Source organism: Marinactinospora endophytica (assembly GCF_054780875.1).
This window is the reverse complement of record NZ_BAAGVM010000002.1, coordinates 534466-552223: the sequence shown is the minus strand read 5'-3', so window position 1 is coordinate 552223 and position 17758 is coordinate 534466. Positions and strand designations below refer to the sequence as shown.

At 73.9% G+C, this 17758-nt stretch carries 15 protein-coding genes and 1 tRNA gene; 11 read left to right on the top strand and 5 right to left on the bottom strand.

Annotated features, from left to right (window positions below; genetic code table 11):
• Nucleotides 1-62 precede the first annotated feature (62 nt).
• Nucleotides 63-1376: an aminotransferase class I/II-fold pyridoxal phosphate-dependent enzyme gene (locus ACYVHU_RS06430; RefSeq protein ID WP_078763965.1), complete on the top strand. Its 1314-nt coding sequence runs from the start codon at nucleotides 63-65 to the stop codon at nucleotides 1374-1376.
• A gap of 91 nt (nucleotides 1377-1467) precedes the next feature.
• Entirely contained in the window at nucleotides 1468-2097 is a 630-nt protein-coding gene (locus tag ACYVHU_RS06425; RefSeq protein WP_078763904.1) for a DUF6069 family protein, read from the top strand.
• Nucleotides 2098-2158: 61 nt separating this feature from the next.
• Here ACYVHU_RS06425 and paaN read toward each other — a convergent pair whose 3' ends face one another.
• Complete coding sequence (gene paaN, locus ACYVHU_RS06420) at nucleotides 2159-3841, bottom strand: phenylacetic acid degradation protein PaaN (protein WP_235001181.1); 1683 nt, start codon at nucleotides 3839-3841, stop codon at nucleotides 2159-2161.
• A 205-nt stretch (nucleotides 3842-4046) separates the two neighbouring features.
• On the opposite strand from paaN, the gene paaI reads away from it, so the two are divergent.
• The 5 genes from paaI to ACYVHU_RS06395 all read left to right on the top strand — a co-directional run bounded on the left by paaI (nucleotide 4047) and on the right by ACYVHU_RS06395 (nucleotide 9526).
• The gene (gene paaI / locus ACYVHU_RS06415; RefSeq protein ID WP_432941623.1) at nucleotides 4047-4433 is read left to right on the top strand and encodes a hydroxyphenylacetyl-CoA thioesterase PaaI; all 387 of its coding nucleotides are present in this window, start codon (nucleotides 4047-4049) and stop codon (nucleotides 4431-4433) included.
• A complete protein-coding gene (paaK, locus tag ACYVHU_RS06410; protein ID WP_078763907.1) occupies nucleotides 4430-5770 on the top strand; it encodes a phenylacetate--CoA ligase PaaK in 1341 nt (446 codons plus the stop codon). The genes paaI and paaK overlap by 4 nt, the downstream gene beginning before the upstream one ends.
• Before the next feature lie 63 nt (nucleotides 5771-5833).
• Nucleotides 5834-6445 (top strand): TetR/AcrR family transcriptional regulator, encoded by a 612-nt coding sequence (locus ACYVHU_RS06405; RefSeq protein ID WP_078763908.1) that lies wholly within the window; start codon nucleotides 5834-5836, stop codon nucleotides 6443-6445.
• 77 nt (nucleotides 6446-6522) lie between these two features.
• Nucleotides 6523-8799, top strand: coding sequence for a hypothetical protein (locus ACYVHU_RS06400; RefSeq protein ID WP_498947795.1), 2277 nt, complete (start codon nucleotides 6523-6525; stop codon nucleotides 8797-8799).
• A 361-nt stretch (nucleotides 8800-9160) separates the two neighbouring features.
• Nucleotides 9161-9526, top strand: coding sequence for an STAS domain-containing protein (locus ACYVHU_RS06395; RefSeq protein ID WP_078763910.1), 366 nt, complete (start codon nucleotides 9161-9163; stop codon nucleotides 9524-9526).
• A gap of 54 nt (nucleotides 9527-9580) precedes the next feature.
• On the opposite strand, the gene ACYVHU_RS06390 is transcribed toward ACYVHU_RS06395, so the two are convergent.
• On the bottom strand, nucleotides 9581-10291 hold the full coding sequence (locus ACYVHU_RS06390) for a M50 family metallopeptidase (protein WP_078763911.1): 711 nt from the start codon (nucleotides 10289-10291) through the stop codon (nucleotides 9581-9583).
• 155 nt (nucleotides 10292-10446) lie between these two features.
• On the opposite strand from ACYVHU_RS06390, the gene ACYVHU_RS06385 reads away from it, so the two are divergent.
• The 4 genes from ACYVHU_RS06385 to selB all read left to right on the top strand — a co-directional run bounded on the left by ACYVHU_RS06385 (nucleotide 10447) and on the right by selB (nucleotide 14638).
• Nucleotides 10447-10541, top strand: a tRNA-Sec gene (locus tag ACYVHU_RS06385).
• Between the two features lie 22 nt (nucleotides 10542-10563).
• Nucleotides 10564-11910: an L-seryl-tRNA(Sec) selenium transferase gene (selA, locus tag ACYVHU_RS06380; RefSeq protein WP_078763912.1), complete on the top strand. Its 1347-nt coding sequence runs from the start codon at nucleotides 10564-10566 to the stop codon at nucleotides 11908-11910.
• A gap of 132 nt (nucleotides 11911-12042) precedes the next feature.
• On the top strand, nucleotides 12043-12726 hold the full coding sequence (locus ACYVHU_RS06375; protein ID WP_078763913.1) for a YrdB family protein: 684 nt from the start codon (nucleotides 12043-12045) through the stop codon (nucleotides 12724-12726).
• Nucleotides 12727-12748: 22 nt separating this feature from the next.
• Nucleotides 12749-14638: a selenocysteine-specific translation elongation factor gene (gene selB / locus ACYVHU_RS06370; protein ID WP_498947793.1), complete on the top strand. Its 1890-nt coding sequence runs from the start codon at nucleotides 12749-12751 to the stop codon at nucleotides 14636-14638.
• A 74-nt stretch (nucleotides 14639-14712) separates the two neighbouring features.
• Here selB and ACYVHU_RS06365 read toward each other — a convergent pair whose 3' ends face one another.
• Genes ACYVHU_RS06365 through ACYVHU_RS06355 form a run of 3 tightly spaced genes read right to left on the bottom strand, consistent with a single transcriptional unit; the run spans nucleotide 14713 to nucleotide 17716 of the window.
• Nucleotides 14713-15630, bottom strand: a complete 918-nt coding sequence (locus ACYVHU_RS06365) for a DUF4097 family beta strand repeat-containing protein (RefSeq protein ID WP_078763915.1) — start codon at nucleotides 15628-15630, stop codon at nucleotides 14713-14715.
• Entirely contained in the window at nucleotides 15627-16349 is a 723-nt protein-coding gene (locus tag ACYVHU_RS06360; protein WP_078763916.1) for a response regulator transcription factor, read from the bottom strand. The genes ACYVHU_RS06365 and ACYVHU_RS06360 overlap by 4 nt, the downstream gene beginning before the upstream one ends.
• Before the next feature lie 2 nt (nucleotides 16350-16351).
• Nucleotides 16352-17716 carry a sensor histidine kinase gene (locus ACYVHU_RS06355; RefSeq protein ID WP_432938361.1) on the bottom strand — a complete coding sequence of 455 codons (1365 nt, stop codon included), beginning with the start codon at nucleotides 17714-17716 and terminating at the stop codon, nucleotides 16352-16354.
• Between the last annotated feature and the right edge of the window lie 42 nt (nucleotides 17717-17758).

Here is a 17758-nt window from a genome sequence, read left to right as displayed (position 1 = left end):
AGGGCCGGCCGGCGCGGTGGCCGTGACACGGCCGGCGGCGCGGCTCGGGGATAATGCGGACCATGGTCATCACCGGGCGTGGATCGCATGAGATCGCGGACAGTGTGGAACGGGCGATCGCCACCGGGGAACTGACCGTCGACGCCGTCCTGCCCCCGATCCGGGATCTGGCCAGGGAGCTCGGCGTCAACCCCAACACGGTCGCCTCGGCCTACCGGCTGTTGCGCGACCGCGGCCTGGTCGAGACCGCCGGCCGGCGCGGAACCCGGGTGCGGGCCCAGCCGCCCGAAGCGCCGCGCGAGCCCGTGACCGGGGTGCTGCCCCCTGGTGTGCGCGACGCCGCCAGCGGCAACCCCGACCCCCGGCTGCTGCCCGACCTCGGTGACGCGCTCGCCGCCGTCGCCGCCCGGCGGCGCGGACGCCACCGGCTCTATGACGCTCCCCCCGTCCTGCCGGAGATGACCGAGGTGGCTCGCGCCTGCCTGGGCGGTGACGGCGTGGACAGCGCCGAGACGACCGTGACCTCCGGAGCGCTCGACGGAATCGACCGGCTCCTGCGTTCGGGGCTGCGTCCCGGCGACGCGGTGGCGGTGGAGGATCCCGGCTGGCACAGCGAGCTCGACCTGGTGGCCTCCCTCGGCCTGCGCCGGCTGCCCGTGCGCGTGGACGACGAGGGACCGCTCCCCGACGCGCTGGCCGCGGCGCTGCGGGCCGGCGCCCGCGCCGCCGTGCTGACCTGCCGCGCCCAGAACCCCACCGGAGCGGCGCTGGGCCGCGAACGCGCCGCGGAGCTGCGGGAGCTGCTGCGCGGGCACCCTCACGTGCTGACGGTCGAGGACGATCACGGTTTCGGGTTCGTCGACACGCCGTTTTGGTGTGTCGCCGGGGCCACCGACCGCTGGGCGGTGGTGCGCTCGGTGGCCAAGGGGTACGGCCCCGACCTCCGGCTGGCGATGCTCGCCGGTGATCCGGTGACCGTCGACCGGGTGCGGGCGGGCCAGCGCCTGGGACCGGGCTGGGTGAGCCACGTCCTCCAGGAGACGTTCGTGGAGCTGTGGCGTTCGGGGGTGGTGGACGCCGGCCGGGCCGCGCGCTCCTACACCGATCGCCGTGACGCGCTGATCGCGGAACTCGCCCGTTACGGGATGGCGGCCCACGGCCGGTCCGGTGTCAACGTGTGGGTCCGGGTCGCCGACGAGGCGATCGCGGTCGCCCAACTGCTGGCGCGGGGCTGGGCGACCTCGCCGGGAAGCCGGTTCCGGACCGAGAGCGAGCCGGGGATCCGGGTCACCGTCTCGGAGTTGACGGTGGCCGACATGCCGGCCCTGGCCGCCGACATCGCCGCCTCGGGCGGTCTGGCCGGTCCGCACGTCTGACCTCAAAGCGATATCACCCTATGTTACGAGCTGTAAACAGGGGGTATTGGGGCGTGTGACCGTGTTCGGCGCCGTATCGGGGGGTAACGGCATGAGCGGAAACGGCTACGGCGACAGTAGACGGCGGCTCAACGCCGCCCGGTTGTGGTCGGGCGGGTTGGCGACCGCGGTGGTGGCCGGCCTGGTGGTCCTGGTCGGCGCACTCGTGGCACGGGGCGTCCTGGGCGTTCCCGTCCTCGCGCCGGAGGAGGCGGGGTACTTCGGCGACGCCGGAACCGGCGTGTACGCCGCGCTGGCCGCCCTGTCGGCCCTGCTGGCCACCGCGCTCCTGCACCTGTTGCTGGTCAGCGCGCCGCGTCCACTGGCGTTCTTCGGCTGGATCATCGGACTGGCCGTGGTGATAGCGGCCGTCGGCCCCTTCGCCCAGGAGGCCCCGCTGGCCACCCAGGTCACCACCGCCACCATCAACCTCGTCGCCGGCCTGGCGATCGCGTCCCTGCTGGGCAGCGTGGGCGCCGGCGCCCGGACACGGCGGCCGGGGTCCCACGCGCCCGACGGTGTCGGACCGGCCGGAGGCGCGCGGCAGCGCCCCAGGCGCGGGGACGGGACGCTGCCCGGCACCGGTTACACCACGCAGCCCGCGGGGACGCCGATCCCGCAGCAGCGCAGCGGGCGCCACCGCGGCCCCGCCGACCCGACCCTCCGGCTGCCCCGCGACTGACCCGCCCCTTCTCACCGGCGCGCGGGCGGGCTCCGGGGAGCCCGCCCGCGCGGGGTCGGATTCAGACGGGCCGGCGCGACTGCACGAAGGAGAAGCGGCCGGCGACGAACGCCGGGTCGGTGAGCGAGGCCGTGGCCGCCGGGTTGGCGCCGGTCCCGTGGTAGTCGCTGAACGCCGCGGACTGGTTGACGAAGACCTGCCCGGTGAGATTCTCCGAGAGGTTCACCCCGGCCTCCAGCGCCGTCCGCCGCGCCGCGTCGAGGACGCGCTCGTCGGTGGAGTGGACCGACGCGGTGAGCGCGCCGCTCTCGCCCACGGTCGAGCGGACCAGGCGCAGCGCGTGGTCGGTGTCGTCGGTGGCGACGACGAAGGAGACCGGGCCGAAGTGCTCGCGGCCGAACACGTCGTCGCGTCCGGCGTCCACGCGCACGATCGCCGGCGTCCGGACCGTCGCCTTCTCGAAGTCGGGGTGGGCGACGGGGCGCGGCGCCAGAACCGTCTCGCCGAGGGACCCGGCGTTCTCCAGCCGCGCCAGGATCTCGTCGCTGGCGATGGCCCCGAGGATCCCGACGGCGCGCGCGGGATCGGCGAGCAGGCGTTCGACCGCGGCGGCGAGGTCGGCGGCGAACGCGGCGGGCGACTTGACCCCCTCGTCGGTGGCGATCCCCCCGCTCGGAACGAACAGGTTCTGCGGGGTCGTGCACATCTGCCCGCTGTACAGCGACAGGGAGAAGGCGAGATTGCCCAGCATGCCGGCGTAGGCGTCGGTGGAGTCGATCACGACGGGGTTGACGCCGGCCTTCTCGGTGTTGACGAACGCCTGGGTGGCGTTGGCCTCCAGCCAGTTCCCGAAGGCGGTCGAACCGGTGAAGTCGATGACCCGCACCTCCGGGCGGGTGGCGAGGTCGGCCGCGAGCCGTTCCTCGGGCCGTTCGGCCGCCAGCAGCACGGTGTCGGGGTCGAGTCCGGCCTCGGCCAGCACCTCGCGGGCCACCGCGACGGTGATCGCCAGCGGCAGCACGGCGCGCGGGTGGGGTTTGACGATGACCGGGTTGCCGGTGACGAGGCTGGCGAACAGGCCGGGGTAGGAGTTCCAGGTCGGGAAGGTCGCGCAGCCGATGACGAGCGCGAGCCCCCGCGGCGCCACGGCGAACCGCTTGTCCATCACCAGCGGCCCCCCCTTGCGCTGGGGTTTCTCCCAGCGCACCGTCTCGGCGTAGTGGGTGATCATGTCGTAGGCGTAGGCGACGGCCTCCAGGCCGCGGTCCTGCGCCTGGGGGCCGCCCGCCTGGAAGGCCATGACGAACGCCTGTCCGGTGGTGTGCTGGACGGCGTGGGCCATTTCGAACGAGCGCGCGTTGAGCCGGTGCAGGATCTCCAGGCACACGCCGGTGCGCGCCCGGACGCCGGCGTCGCGCCAGGAGGGCAGCGCCTTCGAGGCGGCCGAGATCAGCGCGTCGGCGCCGGCGTGCGGGTAGCCGACGCCCAGTTCGACGCCGTAGGGGGAGCGTTCGGTGACGACGCGCTCGTCCCGGCCCGGCCCGTCGAGGGGGAAGTCGCGGTCGAGGTGGGCCTCGAACGCGGCCCGCCCCTGTTCGGCCGCTTCCGCGCCGTAGACCTTCGGGCTGGGCGACTCGGGGTAGGGCGTCCAGAAGTGCCGGCCGCGGATCGCGGCGACGGCCTGCTCCAGGGTGCCGCCGTGCCGCTCGAAGAACTCGGCCGGTGTGGTGATGACGTTGCCCACGATCCGTCTCCTGCAATCTCCGGTGCCTCGGCGGACGGTGCCGCCCCTTGACAGATCACCTGCCGGGGATGTTTCCCTTAGGTGTATTACTAACCGACCGTTCGTTAAGTACGCAAGGGACGGCGGACACGGGAGGCGGGGACGCGTGGCAGCGGACACGAGGACGACGGACCCACGACGAGCGGCCGAGACGGCGGTCGCGGCGATGCTGGCCCGCGACACCGCCTCCACCGGGCTGGGCATCGACGTCCACGACGTCGCCCCCGGCCGGGCCCGCGCCACGATGCGGGTCGGCGCGGGCATGCTCAACGGGCACGGCACCTGCCACGGCGGATACGTCTTCCTCCTCGCCGACACCGCCTTCGCCGCCGCCTGCAACAGCCACGGGACGACAACGGTCGCGGCCGGCGCCGACATCGTCTTCGCCGCCCCCGTCCACGGTGGCGACCTCCTCGTCGCCACGGCCACCGAACGCACCCGCTACGGCCGCAACGGCGTCTACGACGTCACGGTCGCGCGCGACGACGGCGCCGTCGTCGCCGAGTTCCGGGGCCGCAGCCGAGAACTCCCCCGGAGGGTGGAAGGTCGATGACCGAGCAGGCCACCCCGCGCGCCGTCGTCCCCCCGCTTCCCCGCCCCGCCCCCGCGGCCGGCGGCGCCGACCCGCTGGAGACCGCGCCGCCGGAGGTCCTACGCGAGCACCAGCTCCGGCTTCTGCGTCGAACACTGCGCCGGGCCTACGACGCCCAGCCCTTCTACCGGCGCAAGTGCGAGGCCGCCGGGGTGGTCCCCGAGGACTGCCGTGAGCTCGACGACATCGCCCGCTTCCCCTTCACCACCAAACAGGACCTGCGCGACGCCTATCCTTTCGACGCCTTCGCCGTCCCCATGGACCAGGTGGCGCGCGTCCACGCCTCCAGCGGCACCACCGGGCAGGCCACCGTCGTCGGCTACACCCGGGGCGACCTGGAGACGTGGGCGGAACTCGTCGCGCGCTGCATCCGCGCGGCCGGCGGGCGGCCCGGCGAGAAGGTCCACGTCGCCTACGGTTACGGCCTGTTCACCGGCGGCCTGGGGGCGCACTACGGCGCCGAACGGCTGGGCTGCACCGTCATCCCGATGTCGGGCGGTCAGACCGCCCGCCAGGTGCAACTCATCCAGGACCTGCGCCCCGAGACGATCATGGTCACCCCCTCCTACCTGCTGACGATCGCCGACGAGTTCCGCCGGCAGGGGATCGACCCCCGCACGACGTCGTTGCGCACCGCGATCCTCGGCGCGGAGCCGTGGACCGAGGACATGCGCGCCGAGATCGAGGAGACGTTCGCCCTGGACGCGGTGGACATCTACGGGCTCTCGGAGGTCCTGGGCCCCGGGGTGGCCGGCGAGTGCGTGGAGACCAAGGACGGTCCCCACGTGTGGGAGGACCACTTCCTGCCCGAGATCGTCGACCCGCTGGGCGACACCCCGCTCCCCGACGGGCAGACCGGCGAACTCGTGTTCACCTCCCTCACCAAGGAGGCGCTGCCGATCGTCCGCTACCGGACCCGCGACCTCTCGCGCCTGCTCCCGGGCACGGCCCGGCCGTCGATGCGGCGCATGGGCCGGGTGGCCGGGCGCAGCGACGACATGCTGATCGTGCGCGGGGTCAACCTCTTCCCCAGCCAGATCGAGGAACTGGTGCTGCGCGTGCCCGCGCTCGCCCCGCACTTCCAGCTCGTGCTGACCCGGCCGGACCGGATGGACGAGCTGACCGTGCGGGTGGAGCACCGCCCGGACGCGGGCGACGCGGACGCGGCCGGCCCCGCGCTGCGGCACGCGATCAAGGAGCACCTGGGGGTGACCGCGGACGTCGAGGTCGTCGCCCCGCAGACGCTGGAACGCTCGGTGGGCAAGCTCCGCCGCGTCGTGGACCACCGCCACCGTTGACCCGCCCCGGTGCCCGGCTCGGCCGGCCACGCCAGGGCACCGTGTTTGAGAACATGGGGAGCTGTGTCCGTCTCTCCCGCCTCAGGTCCCCTCCGCCGACGCTCCGGCCGCCCCGGCCACGACGCCGAATCCGTGCTGCGCGTGGCCGTCCGGGTGTTCAACGAACGCGGCTACGACGGCACCAGCATGGAGGACCTCGCCCGCGCGCTGGGCGTGACGAAGTCGGCGATCTACCACCACGTCGCCGGCAAGGAGGAGCTGCTGCGCCAGTCGCTGGACCGGGCGCTGGACGCCCTGTTCGCGGTGACCCGCGAACCCGGCGCGACCGACGGCCCGGCGATCAGCCGGCTGGACCACGTCCTGCGCGGCAGCGTCCGGGTCCTCGTCGAGGAGCTGCCCCACGTCACCCTCCTGTTGCGGGTGCGGGGCAACACCGGGGTGGAGCGGCGGGCGCTGGAGCGGCGGCGCGAGTTCGACCACTTCGTCGGCGCCCTGATGCGCCAGGGGGTCGCCGAGGGCGACATCCGCCCCGACATCGACCCGGCCCTGGCGGGCCGGCTGCTGTTCGGCATGGTGAACTCGATCGTCGAGTGGTACCGGCCGGAACGCGGCCTGGACGCGACCGCGCTCGCCGAGGCGCTCGCGTCGGTCGCCTTCGACGGATTGCGCGTCTAGGGCTCATCCCCCGGTCACCTCGTCCCGGCGGTTAGTGTGGGACGGGGACTGCCGGGAACGCGGAGGGGGTTCGCTCGGTGACGCATCGGAAGAGGTGGTCTCGGCTCTCGGTCGTCCTGGCGGCGCTGCTGACCGCGCTGTCGTCGATCGCCGCCCCCGCCCTGGCCAGAGACCCCGTGGCCGACCCCCCGGTCGGCCCGGTCGTGCTCGTCGGCGTGCCCGGGCTGATGTGGGAGGAGATCGACGCCGACACCATGCCGCACCTGTGGCGGCTCGCCCAGGACAGCGCCATCGGCAACATGTCGATCCGCACGGCGACCTCGCGCACGTGCCCCGTGGACGGCTGGCTGAGCGTCTCGGCCGGTCAACGCGCCTCCAGCGAACGCCAGACCTACTCCATCTGCGAGCTGCCCCGCGTCCCCGAACGCGAGGGCGAGGGCGCGTTCATCCCCGACTACACCGAGCACATCGCCTACAACGCCGACTCCAAGTTCGCCGCGCGGGTCGGCCTCCTCGGCGACACCGTGCACGCGGCCGGCGGGACCACGATGGCCGTGGGTCCCGGAGCCGCCCTGGCCGTCGCGGACAGCGAGGGACGGGTCGACCGCTATTTCAACGGTGTCGGATCCCTGCGGGCCCAGGACTGGGAGGGCCCCGCCCTCGTCGTCATCGAGCTCGACGACCTGGCCGACCTCTACCTCGACCTGCCGGTCAACCCCGACGCCGAGGTCGACGCCGAGGACGCCGCCGCCAGCGACGCCGAGGAACCCGAACCCGACCCCGTCCAAGACGCCGACCGGCTGGAACGGCTCGCCTCGGTCGACGAGCAGCTGGGGACGGTCCTGGCGGACCTGCCCCCCGGTTCCACCCTCGCCGTGGCGGGCGTGTCCGTCGAGGCGGGGGCCTCCAACCTGAACGCGGCGCTGTTGCACGGGATCGGCCCGAACGGGGAGGACTACGACCGCGGTTACCTGACGTCGGAGTCCACCCGCCGCGCGGGCCTGGTGACCCTCACCGACCTGACCACCACGCTGTTGCACGCGCTGGGGTTGGAGGCGCCGTCGCGGATGGTCGGACGCGCCTGGGACGAGACCGCCCGCCCGGGGGACTTCGAGGCGGCGGTGGAGTCGCTGGTGGAGTTCAACACCGCCGCCAAGGTCGTCGAGTCGTTGATGGCGGGCTTCTTCAGCGGCCTGGTGGCGCTCCAGCTGCTCATCTACGCTGCGGCGGCCCTGTCCCTCAAGCGCTACGGTGGCCGCGACCGCAAGAAACGCGCCCTGGCGCTGTCGGTGACGCGGGTGGTCGCGCTGGGCGGCGCGGCGTTCCCGGTGTCGAGCTACCTCGCCAACCTGATCCCCTGGTGGTCGGCGGCGGTCCCCGAACTGGCGTTGCCGGCCTGTGTGCTGCTGGCCGACGTGTTGGTCGTGTCGGTGGCGATGGCCGGGCCGTGGCGGCGCGACATCCTCGCGCCGACCACGATCGTGGCGGCGATCACCACGGTGGTGCTCTTCGTCGACATGTGCACCGGCGCGAACCTCCAGATGAACTCGCCGACCGGCTACACCCCGATCGTGGCCGGACGCTTCTACGGCCTGGGCAACATCGCCTTCGCGACCTTCGCCACGGGCATGCTGATGACCGTCGCCGGGATCGCGCACATCCTGCTGGCCCGCGGACACCGCACGTGGGCGGTGGCGGTGGCGATCACGGTGGGCCTCGCGACGCTGTTCGTCATCGGCTGGCCGGGGCTGGGAACCGACTTCGGCGGTGTGATCGCGCTGGTCCCCGGCCTGGCGGTGACCGTCCTGATGATCGCGGGCCGCCGGGTCACGGCGCTGCGGCTGCTCACCGTCAGCAGCATGGCGGTCGTGGTGATCGCCGCGCTGTCCTACCTGGACTACCTGCGCCCGGCCAACCAGCGCAGCCACTTCGGCCTGTTCGCGGCGCAGGTGGTCGAGGGCGAGGCGTGGACGGTGGTGTCGCGCAAGCTCGGCGCCATGCTGGGGACGCTGGGCAACTGGCAGATGACCCTGTTGTCGGCGTGCGCGCTGCTGTTCCTGTTCGCGGTGTTGAACAAGCCGACGGACTGGCGGATGGGGGCGCTCCAGCGTGTCTACGAGTACGCCCCGACGCTGCGGGCCGGGCTGACCGGTTCCCTGGTGACCGCGTTGGCCGGGTTCGCGGTCAACGACTCGGGGATCGCGATCCCGGCGCTGGCGTTGACCGTCGCGGTCCCCCTCACCCTGGCCGCGTGCACGTGGGTCCTGCGACGCGAGTGTCCACCCGCCTCGGCCCCCGATGAGGAGGTCCGATCGGGGTTAGAAGCGGAGTCGTCGAATTCACGGATCCATTGATCCCCATTGTGGTAATGTCCGGGGACGGATGCTTGTTTCGAGTGTCCTAGGAATCAACGGGCGAACGCTTGTAACACACAAGCCGTCTACTGGGCCTTCCCGCCGGAGTCAGACCGGACCTGGCCGCCCGAGCCACAGTCGAGAGCCACATCGGCCGACGACGATGACTTCACACGTGTCCGACACATCCTCGATGTCGGCATGAGGGGTACCAGGAAACATGAGAAAGCATCCCCGCCCTAACGGCGCGCCCGTGGACACGTTGTCCCGCGGCCCCGCCGGACGCCCCCGCAGGGGCCGTGTTCGGACCGCCTCGCCATCTGGCCGGGCAACGGCATTGGCGTACCACCCCGGAGCGAGCATGCCCGCGCTGAAGATCACCAGCCGTACCCATGACGACGGGACCGTTCTCGTCCTGGAGGGAGAGGTCGACATCGCCACCGAGGACGAGTTCCGCACCGCGGTGCTGGACGCGGTCTCGGAACGCCCCCACGGGCGTGTCGTCCTCGACTGTGACCTGTTGAGGTTCATCGACTCCAGCGGACTGCGCGTACTCATCCAGTGCCACAAGGCGGCGAAGGAGCGGCACAGCCGCCTGTTCGTCGCCTCGGCCTCCGAGCGTGTCGCGCAGATCCTGCACGTCACCGCCCTGGACACGCGCATCCCCGTGGTCCCCACGGTGGACAGCGCGCTGGCCGAGCCCCTGGACGCCCCCGGACAGGGCTGAGATCGCGCCGAGGGCGCCGCGGGAGCTCCCGTGGCGCCCTCCCCGCCCCCACGGTCACAGCAGGAGCAGCCACCCGCCGAACGCCAGCACCGCGACGTTGACCAGCCCGAACACCATCACCCACGCGGTCCCCGGCAGTCCGGTCAGCCGGGCGAGCTGGTCGGCGTCGGAGTGGGGCGAGGGTTGCCTGCGGCGCTGGGCCTGGAGCTCGAACACCGGACGCACCCCCGCGAACAGGAGGAACCAGGTGAAGAGATAGGCGAACGCGCCCTGCACCTCCTCGGGTGTGAACCACGAGATCAGGAAGACCAGCGCCCCGGTGGCCACCACCGAGATCACGCCGTAGACGTTGCGGATGAGCAGCAGCATCGCGGCGAGCAGCAGGATGCTGATCCACAGCAGCGCGGTGATGCGGTCGGCGAGCAGGAGGAGCAGCCCGCCCAGTCCGACCAGCGAGGGGGTCACGTACCCCGCGGCGACGGTGAGCACCATCCCGATCCCCTCGGGGCGCCCGCGCGAGACCGTCACCCCCGACGTGTCGGAGTGCAGGCGGATCCCGGTGAGCTGGCGTCCGCTGAGCAGGGCCACCAGAGCGTGGCCGCCCTCGTGGGCGATCGTCACCACGTTGCGGGCGATCCGCCAGGGTCCCCGGACCAGTACCGCGGCCAGCGCGACCGCGGCCGAGGCGATCACCACCCACTGCGGGGGCGGGCTCTGGGTGAGGAAGACGTCCTGCCAGACCTCTGCGAGCGTCGTTGCTTCCATGGCCCCCGCTATCCGAGTCGGTTCCGCACGCGCTAACGAACTGTAGGACATACCACCGCGACCCGAAATTCGGTTGAGAAGAATATGGCCCGTCGGCTCGCCGTAAAGGCGTCCGGTACAGCAGAATGACAGAGGACGAACGCCCCTCCCCTCGGGGAGGCGTACCCGGTCTGGTGACCGGCGCGGTCTTCAAAACCGTTGAGCGACAGCACCTGCCGCTGGCGGGTTCGATTCCCGTCCGCCTCCGCCATCCCTTCCCGGGAGCAACCGTCGTGACCGACCTTCGCAGACGTGTCCCGCGCACCGACGCCGTGCTCGCCGATCCCCGCCTCGCCGAGGCCGAACGGATCCTGGGGCGTTCCACGGTGAAGTCCGCGGTCGCCGCCGCGCAGCGGCGTGCCCGGGCCGGCGAGATCCCGCCCGAGGAGGTCGTCGCGGCGGCCGTCGCGGCCCTGCCGGCCACCGCGGCGTCCCTGCGCCCCGTCATCAACGCCACCGGTGTCCTCGTCCACACCAACCTGGGCCGCGCACCGCTCTCCCGCGCGGCGCGGGAGGCCGTCGCCGCCGCCGCGGGCGCCTGCGACGTCGAGTTCGACCTGGCCAGCGGCGAACGCGCCCGGCGCGGCCGGGGCGCCCTGGCCGCCCTGGCCGAGGCCGTGCCCGAGGCCGCCGCGGTGCACGTGGTCAACAACAACGCCGCCGCGCTGCTGCTGTGCGCGCTCGCGCTCGCCGGCGACGGCGGTGAGATCGTCGTGAGCCGCGGCGAGATGGTCGAGATCGGTGACGGCTTCCGGCTGCCCGACCTCCTGACCGGCGCGGGCGCCGTGCTGCGCGAGGTCGGCACGACCAACCGCACGACCGTGGACGACTACGCGGCGGCCGTCACAACGCGGACCGCGTTCGTCCTGCGGGTCCACCCGTCGAACTTCCGGATCACCGGGTTCACGTCGGCCCCGGAGACCGCCGAGCTGGCCGGGCTGGGCGTCCCGCTCGTGGTCGACGTCGGCTCGGGCCAGCTGACCCCCGACCCGCTACTGCCCCGGGAGCCCGATGTCACCTCGGCGCTGCGCTCCGGTGCCGCGCTGGTGACCGCGAGCGGGGACAAACTCCTCGGCGGCCCCCAGTGCGGCCTGCTGTTCGGAGCCGCCGACCTGGTCGAACGGCTACGGCGGCACCCCACCGCGCGTGCCCTGCGCGTGGACAAGCTGACGCTGGCCGCGCTCGAAGCAACGCTGCGCGGCCCCGCGCCCCCCGTACGCGCCCGGCTGGAAACGCCCGTCGCCGAGTTGTCCGCGCGCGCCGCCGCGCTCGCCACCCGGTTCCGGCGCGCGGGACTGGACGCCCGCGCCGAACGCTCTCAGGCGGCCGTGGGCGGCGGCGGGGCCCCCGGAGTGGAGCTGCCCAGCGCGGCCGTGAGCCTGCCGGCCGCCTTCGCCGCCCCCTTGCGCGCGTCCCGCCCGGTCCCCGTCGTGGGACGGGTCCGGCGCTCCCGTTGCCTACTCGATCTGCGCACGGTGGCGCCGGCCGAAGAGGAGGACCTGGCCGCCGCGGTGCTGGCGGCGGGCCGCCACCTCGCCCCTGTCTCTGTCTCCCCCGTCGCCGTGGACGGTAGCGCCTGATGTCCGCTGTCCACGGTCCTCGTCCCTTCCGCCCCCGACCCGACCCCACGGACCCGCGATGACCCTCATCACCGCGCCCCCCGGCGCCTCCCGGTCCCTCCTCCCTTCGACCACGCTGGGAGCGTGGGCCGCGTGAGCCGCAACTTCGTCCACGGTTCGCGCCTGCCCGACCAGCGACTGCCCTGGTGCTCCCGGCACGGCGGCCTCCCCCACCGCGCCGCCGCCCGCACCCCCCACCCCCTCGCGACGGCCCCGCACGCCGGTCACCGTCGCCTTCCCCGCGGCCACGACCACGCCCCCCGTTGCCGGCTGTCCCGCGGCCACCTCCCCCACCCGGCCGGCCCGCGAAGGCTCACCCGGGCCGGGAGCGGCCTGGACCTGTGCGGGCGTACCACCCCCACCGCGGCCGTCACCGCGCCGGCCGACCAGCCCCAACGGCTCCGGCCGTCCCGGGTGGTGGCGCGCGCGCTCAACTCCACGTTGCGTTTCACCCTGGAGCTGTGCGCCATGGTCGCCCTCGCCTTCTGGGGGTTCGAGGCCGGCGACGGCATCCCCGGCAAGGTCGGGCTGGCCATGGCCACCCCCTTGATGGCCGCCGTCGCCTGGGCCATGTTCGTCGCTCCGGGCGCCGAGATGTTCCTGCCGCTGCCGGGACGGCTCCTCATCGAACTCCTCGTGTTCGGCGGTGCCACCGCCGGCCTGGCCGCCATCGGCGAACCCGTTCTGGCCGGTGTGTTCGGCGCGCTCGCGGTGGGTAACAGCGTCCTCGTGCACGTCTGGCGCCAGGACGTGCGGACACGCCCCGTCCCCCTCTGAGGGGGCGACCCGAGGGGGGCCGATGCACGTCGTCGCGACCGCGGGCCACGTCGACCACGGCAAGTCCACGCTGGTCCGCGCCCTGACCGGAATGGAACCGGACCGCTGGCGGGCCGAACGCGAACGGGGTCTGACCATCGACCTCGGGTTCGCCTGGACCCGGCTGCCGTCGGGACGCCGGGTCGCGTTCGTGGACGTGCCCGGGCACGAGCGGTTCGTCCCGAACACGCTCGCGGGCCTGGGGCCGGTCCCCGCCGTCCTGTTCGTGGTCGCCGCGGACGGCGGGTGGATGCCGCAGTCCGCCGAGCACCTGGCCGCGCTCGACGCGCTGGGGGTGGGGCACGGACTGCTCGTGGTGACCCGGGCCGACCTCGCCGACCCCACTCCCGCGCGCCGCGTGGCGCTGGAGCGGATCGCGGCGACGACGCTGGGCGAGATCCCCTCCGTCGTGGTCAGCGGGGTCACCGGCGAGGGGATGGCCGAGCTGCGCGCCGGCGTGGACGCGCTGGTGGGGCGGCTTCCCCCCGCCGATCCGGACGCGGACGTGCGACTGTGGGTGGACCGGTCGTTCACCGTCGGCGGCTCGGGGACCGTGGTCACCGGCACGCTGGGCGCCGGGACGGTGCGCGCGGGTGACACGCTGCTGCTCTCCTCCACCGGCGAGCAGGTCCGGGTCCGCGCGGTGGAGTCGCTGGGCGAGGCCGTCGCCGAGCAAAGGGCGGTGGCCCGGGTCGCGTTGAACCTGCGCGGCGTCGAACGGTCCCGCGTGCGGCGGGGCGACGCCCTGCTCTCCCCGGGGGTCTGGCGGTTGACCGACGCTATCGACGTGGAGCTGCGCGGCGCTGCGGAGGCGCCCCCGCCCCGGCAGGCGATGCTGCACGTGGGGTCGGCGGCGGTCCCGGTGGAGACGCGCCCCCTGGGCGCGGCGTGGGCACGGCTGCGGTTGGCCCGGCCGCTGCCACTGCGCTTCGGCGACACCGCTCTCCTGCGCGACCCGGGCGCGCACCGGATCGTGGCCGGGGTCCGGGTGCTGGACGTCGACCCGCCGCCGTTGCGCCACCGTGGCGCCCCGGCCCGGCGCGCCGCCGAGCTGGCGGCGATCGTGGCGGGTGGCGCGCGCGAGGCCGCGCGCTCCCGGCTGCTCCGGTCGGGGTTCGTCCCGGTCGGCGAGCCCCGGGTGCTGGGGTTGCCCGCGCTGGGCGAGGTGCGCGCCGGCTTCCACGTCGCCCCCGAGGCGTGGGCGCGGCTGCGGTCGCGTCTGGGGTCCGTGGTCGCGGCCTGGCGGGGGCACCGCCCCCTGGAGCCGGGGCCGCCCGTCGAACAGGTGCGGCGCGAGCTGGGGCTGCCCGCCCCGCGTCTGGTGACGCTCCTGGCCCGGGAGTGCGGGCTGGAGGTGCGCGAGGGCCGGGTGCTGTCCCCCGACGCCGTGGGGGACCTGCCGCCCCGGGTGCGCGGGAGCCTGGAACGGCTCGCCCGCGACCTGCGCCGCGCCCCCTTCGCGGCGCCCGACACGCCCCGGTTGGCCGAGCTCGGGTTGGGTCCCCGCGAGATCGCGGCGTCGGTGCGGGCCGGACGGTTGATGCGCGTCGCCGAGGGGGTCGTCCTGCTGCCCGGGGCCGTCGAGCAGGCGCACGCCGAACTGTCCCGCCTCCCGCAGCCGTTCACCGTGAGCGCCGCCCGCCGCGCCCTGGCGACGTCGCGCCGGGTCGCCGTCCCCCTGCTGGAACTGCTGGACCGGCGCGGTCTCACCCGTCGGCTCGACGCCGACCTGCGCGAGGTGGTCGGCGAACCGGGGCGAGTGGGGACGGCCTTCCCCCGGCCGGAAGAGGCGTCCGCCCGGCCGGGGCCGCGACGCGGCCCGGCCCGGCGCGCGCCGCCCCCACCGGGACGGGACCGCGGACCGGCCGCCTAGGCCGGCCCCGAAAGGCAACGGCGCGTTCGTCCCCGTCCCCGTCCGGCGCGCCGGACGGGGACGGGGAACAGGCGTCAGTCGGTCTCGACGGTGACCGACCCGGTGCTCGTGGAGGCGTCGATCACCTGCTCCGCGTTGCGGTCCACGCGCACGTGGATGTCGCGGTCACCGGTCCCGGAGTCGCCGATGACGTCGTACTCGCCCGCGGGCACCTGGACCATGACGTCACCGGTCGTGGTCTGAACCGAGATCCGCTCGAAGGGCGACGCCGTGCCGACGTGGACCTCCCCGGTCGTGGCCGCGACGGTGAGGGTGGTGAAGCCGCCGGGCGCGTCGATGTTGCCGGTCGTGGCGCGCACCTCGGCGGTGGTGGCGGTGAAATCCTCCAGGTCGATGTCACCGGTCGTGCTCGTGGCGCGGACCACCTCGCCACGGCCCTCGGCGCTGATCTCGCCAGTGGTGGTCCGCAGATCCAGGTCGCCCTCGACACCGGACAGCTCGACCTCGCCGGTTCCGGCGGTGACGGTGATGTTGGCGGCGACCCCCTCGACCTCGACGTCGCCGGTCTCGCTCTCCACCACCACCTCGACGCCCTCGGGCACCTCGACGGAGTAGTCGACGGCGCAGCCCCCGAACATCTGCCACCCGTCGCAGTTCGCGGTGGCCCGCACCTCGTCGCCCTCCATGCCGACCCGCTCCGCGACCTCGGTGACGGGCGACTCGCGGGCCTCCCGCCCGACGACGACCTGGTCGCCGCTGGTTCCGGTGATCTCCACGTCGCCGTTGGTCCGGTTCTGGATGACCACCCGCGCGGCCCCGTCGAAGGAGTCGACGCGCTCGGCGTGGTTGGTGGAGAAGGAGGACAGGACGCTGGCCGCGGCGACGATCAGCGCCACGACGCCGACGACCGCGCCGATGAACAGCCAGCCGCTCCTGCGCCCGCGTGGTTCCTTGCTGGAGGAGGCGTACAGCCCCCGACCGGTGAACGTCATGGTCTCCCCTGCCTCGGGTCCGTCGGGAACGCGCCCCCGGGGCCGGCGGGCGCGGAATCTGGGTCGTGCGGGGCGCCCCCGCGCAGGTATTGCAGGACCGCCAGTACGCGGCGGTGCTCGTGGTCGTCGTGGCCCAGGTCGAGTTTGGTGAAGATGGCCCTGATGTGTTTCTCGACGGCGCGCTCCGAGACGAAGAGCCGGGCCGCGACGCCGGCGTTGTTGAGTCCCTCGGCCATCGCGGCCAGCACCTCGCCCTCGCGCGGGCTGAGCCGGTCGAGGGCGCTGTCCCGGTTACGGCTGAGCAGCTGTGCCACCACCTCCGGGTCGATGGCCGCGCCTCCCGAGGCGACGCGGCGCAGGGTCACGACGAACTCCTCGATGTCGGCGACCCTGTCCTTGAGCAGGTAGCCGATCCGGCCGGAGCCGCCGCCCAGTAGTTCGGCGGCGTAGCGTTCGACCACGTGCTGGGAGAGCATCACCACCGCCACCCCGGGATGCTCGCGGCGGATGCGGACCGCGGCGTGCATGCCCTCCTCGGAGTAGGTGGGGGGCATCCGGATGTCGACGATGCACAGGTCCACGTCGGGGTGCCGCTCGACGGCGGCGAGCAGTTCCTCGGCGTCCCCCACGGCGGTGACGACCTCGATCCCCTCGTCCTCCAGGAGCTTGACCATGCCGCTGCGCAGCAGCACGGAGTCCTCCGCGACGATGACGCGCACGTCTATGCCTCCCAGGGGATGTCGGCGGTGAGGACGGTCCCTCCGCCCTCGGGGCTGTCGACGCTCAGCGCGCCGTCGACCGCGTCGACCCGGTCCCACAGGCCGTGCAGCCCGGTCCCGCGGTCGGGGTCGGCGCCGCCCCGCCCGTCGTCGGTGACGGTGAGCCGCAGCAGGTCGCCGGCGCGCCGGCGCACGCGCTCGGCGCGGACCGTGATCGTGGACGCGTCCGCGTGCTTGGCGACGTTGGTGAGCGCCTCACAGGCGACGTAGTAGGCGACCCCCTCGGCGCGCGCCGAGGGGCGGGTGGGCAGATCGACCTCGACCCGCACCGGGATCGGGCAGCGCCCGGCGGCCACGGGCAGGGCGGCCTCCAGCCCGTGGTCGGTGAGGACCCTGGGGTGCAGGCCGCGCGCGACCTCGCGCAGTTCGGCCATGACGGCCTTGGTCTCCTGGCGCGCCTCTTCGACCAGGGCCCGCGCCTGGTCGGGGTCGCGGTCGAACTTGGCCCGCGCCCGGGTCAGCGTCATGGTGACGGCGAGCAGCCGTTGCTGGGCGCCGTCGTGGAGGTCGCGTTCGATGCGGCGGCGTTCGGCTTCGGCGGCGTCGACCATCCGCAGCCGGCTGTCGCGCAGCTGGAGCAGGCGGCGGCGCACCCGCGCCTCGGGGGCGTCGAAGAGCGGACTGCGGACGACCAGGTTCTCCAGGTCCACCAGCGCCGGGGCGACCCGCACGCCGACGAACGCGGCCGCCGGGCCGACGACGAGGACGGCGAGCGGGCCGGTGATCAGGGGGTCGCCGAGGGCCGTCGCCAGGGAGTCGTACACCACCGCGTAGCCGACGCCCATGAGGGCGCCCAGCGTCGCGCCGGTCCCGTAGGCGGCCAGGCCGAGCGCGAGCGCCCCCGCGGCCAGCCCGTAGGCGCCGATGACGGTGCTGTGCAGGACGCACGACCACGCCTCGCGGCCGTAGAGGAGGACCAGCCATCGCCAGGGGGCGACCGGCGTGGGCGAGAGGGGCTCGGTGACGACGGGAAGCGGCGTGTCGCCCAGGCGGACCCGCTGGATCCAGCGGTTGATCCGGGCCAGCAGAGTGGCGGCGGGGGCCAGGACCCCGCCCCACAACATGAGGATGTTGGCCAGGATCCCCCAGCGCCACTCTCCGCCGGGCGGGGCGAACAGCTCGCGGGAGAACATGTCGGCGCCGACCAGGAGCAGCAGCGCGGGAAACAGGTAGAGCAGGGACAGCGCCAGCGAGGTGAGCAGGTGCAGCACCGCGACGAGCCGCTCGCGGGGGGACCGGTGCGCCGTGATCCCGTCGAACACCGGTTTCAGCCACGTCATGGCCGTCACCGGTCGCGTGGTCGCCATGCGCCCCGTCCTCCCTCCGATCCTCCTCCACGTTAGGTCTTC

What these genes read in the sequence shown, in the direction of transcription:
- ACYVHU_RS06365 (WP_078763915.1), bottom strand. Translation starts at nt 15,630, where the DNA reads ATGACGTTCACCGGTCGGGGGCTGTACGCCTCCTCCAGCAAGGAACCA.
- ACYVHU_RS06395 (WP_078763910.1), top strand. Translation starts at nt 9,161, where the DNA reads ATGCCCGCGCTGAAGATCACCAGCCGTACCCATGACGACGGGACCGTT.
- ACYVHU_RS06355 (WP_432938361.1), bottom strand. Translation starts at nt 17,716, where the DNA reads ATGGCGACCACGCGACCGGTGACGGCCATGACGTGGCTGAAACCGGTG.
- ACYVHU_RS06430 (WP_078763965.1), top strand. Translation starts at nt 63, where the DNA reads ATGGTCATCACCGGGCGTGGATCGCATGAGATCGCGGACAGTGTGGAA.
- ACYVHU_RS06390 (WP_078763911.1), bottom strand. Translation starts at nt 10,291, where the DNA reads ATGGAAGCAACGACGCTCGCAGAGGTCTGGCAGGACGTCTTCCTCACC.
- selB (WP_498947793.1), top strand. Translation starts at nt 12,749, where the DNA reads ATGCACGTCGTCGCGACCGCGGGCCACGTCGACCACGGCAAGTCCACG.
- ACYVHU_RS06425 (WP_078763904.1), top strand. Translation starts at nt 1,468, where the DNA reads ATGAGCGGAAACGGCTACGGCGACAGTAGACGGCGGCTCAACGCCGCC.
- paaK (WP_078763907.1), top strand. Translation starts at nt 4,430, where the DNA reads ATGACCGAGCAGGCCACCCCGCGCGCCGTCGTCCCCCCGCTTCCCCGC.
- paaI (WP_432941623.1), top strand. Translation starts at nt 4,047, where the DNA reads ATGCTGGCCCGCGACACCGCCTCCACCGGGCTGGGCATCGACGTCCAC.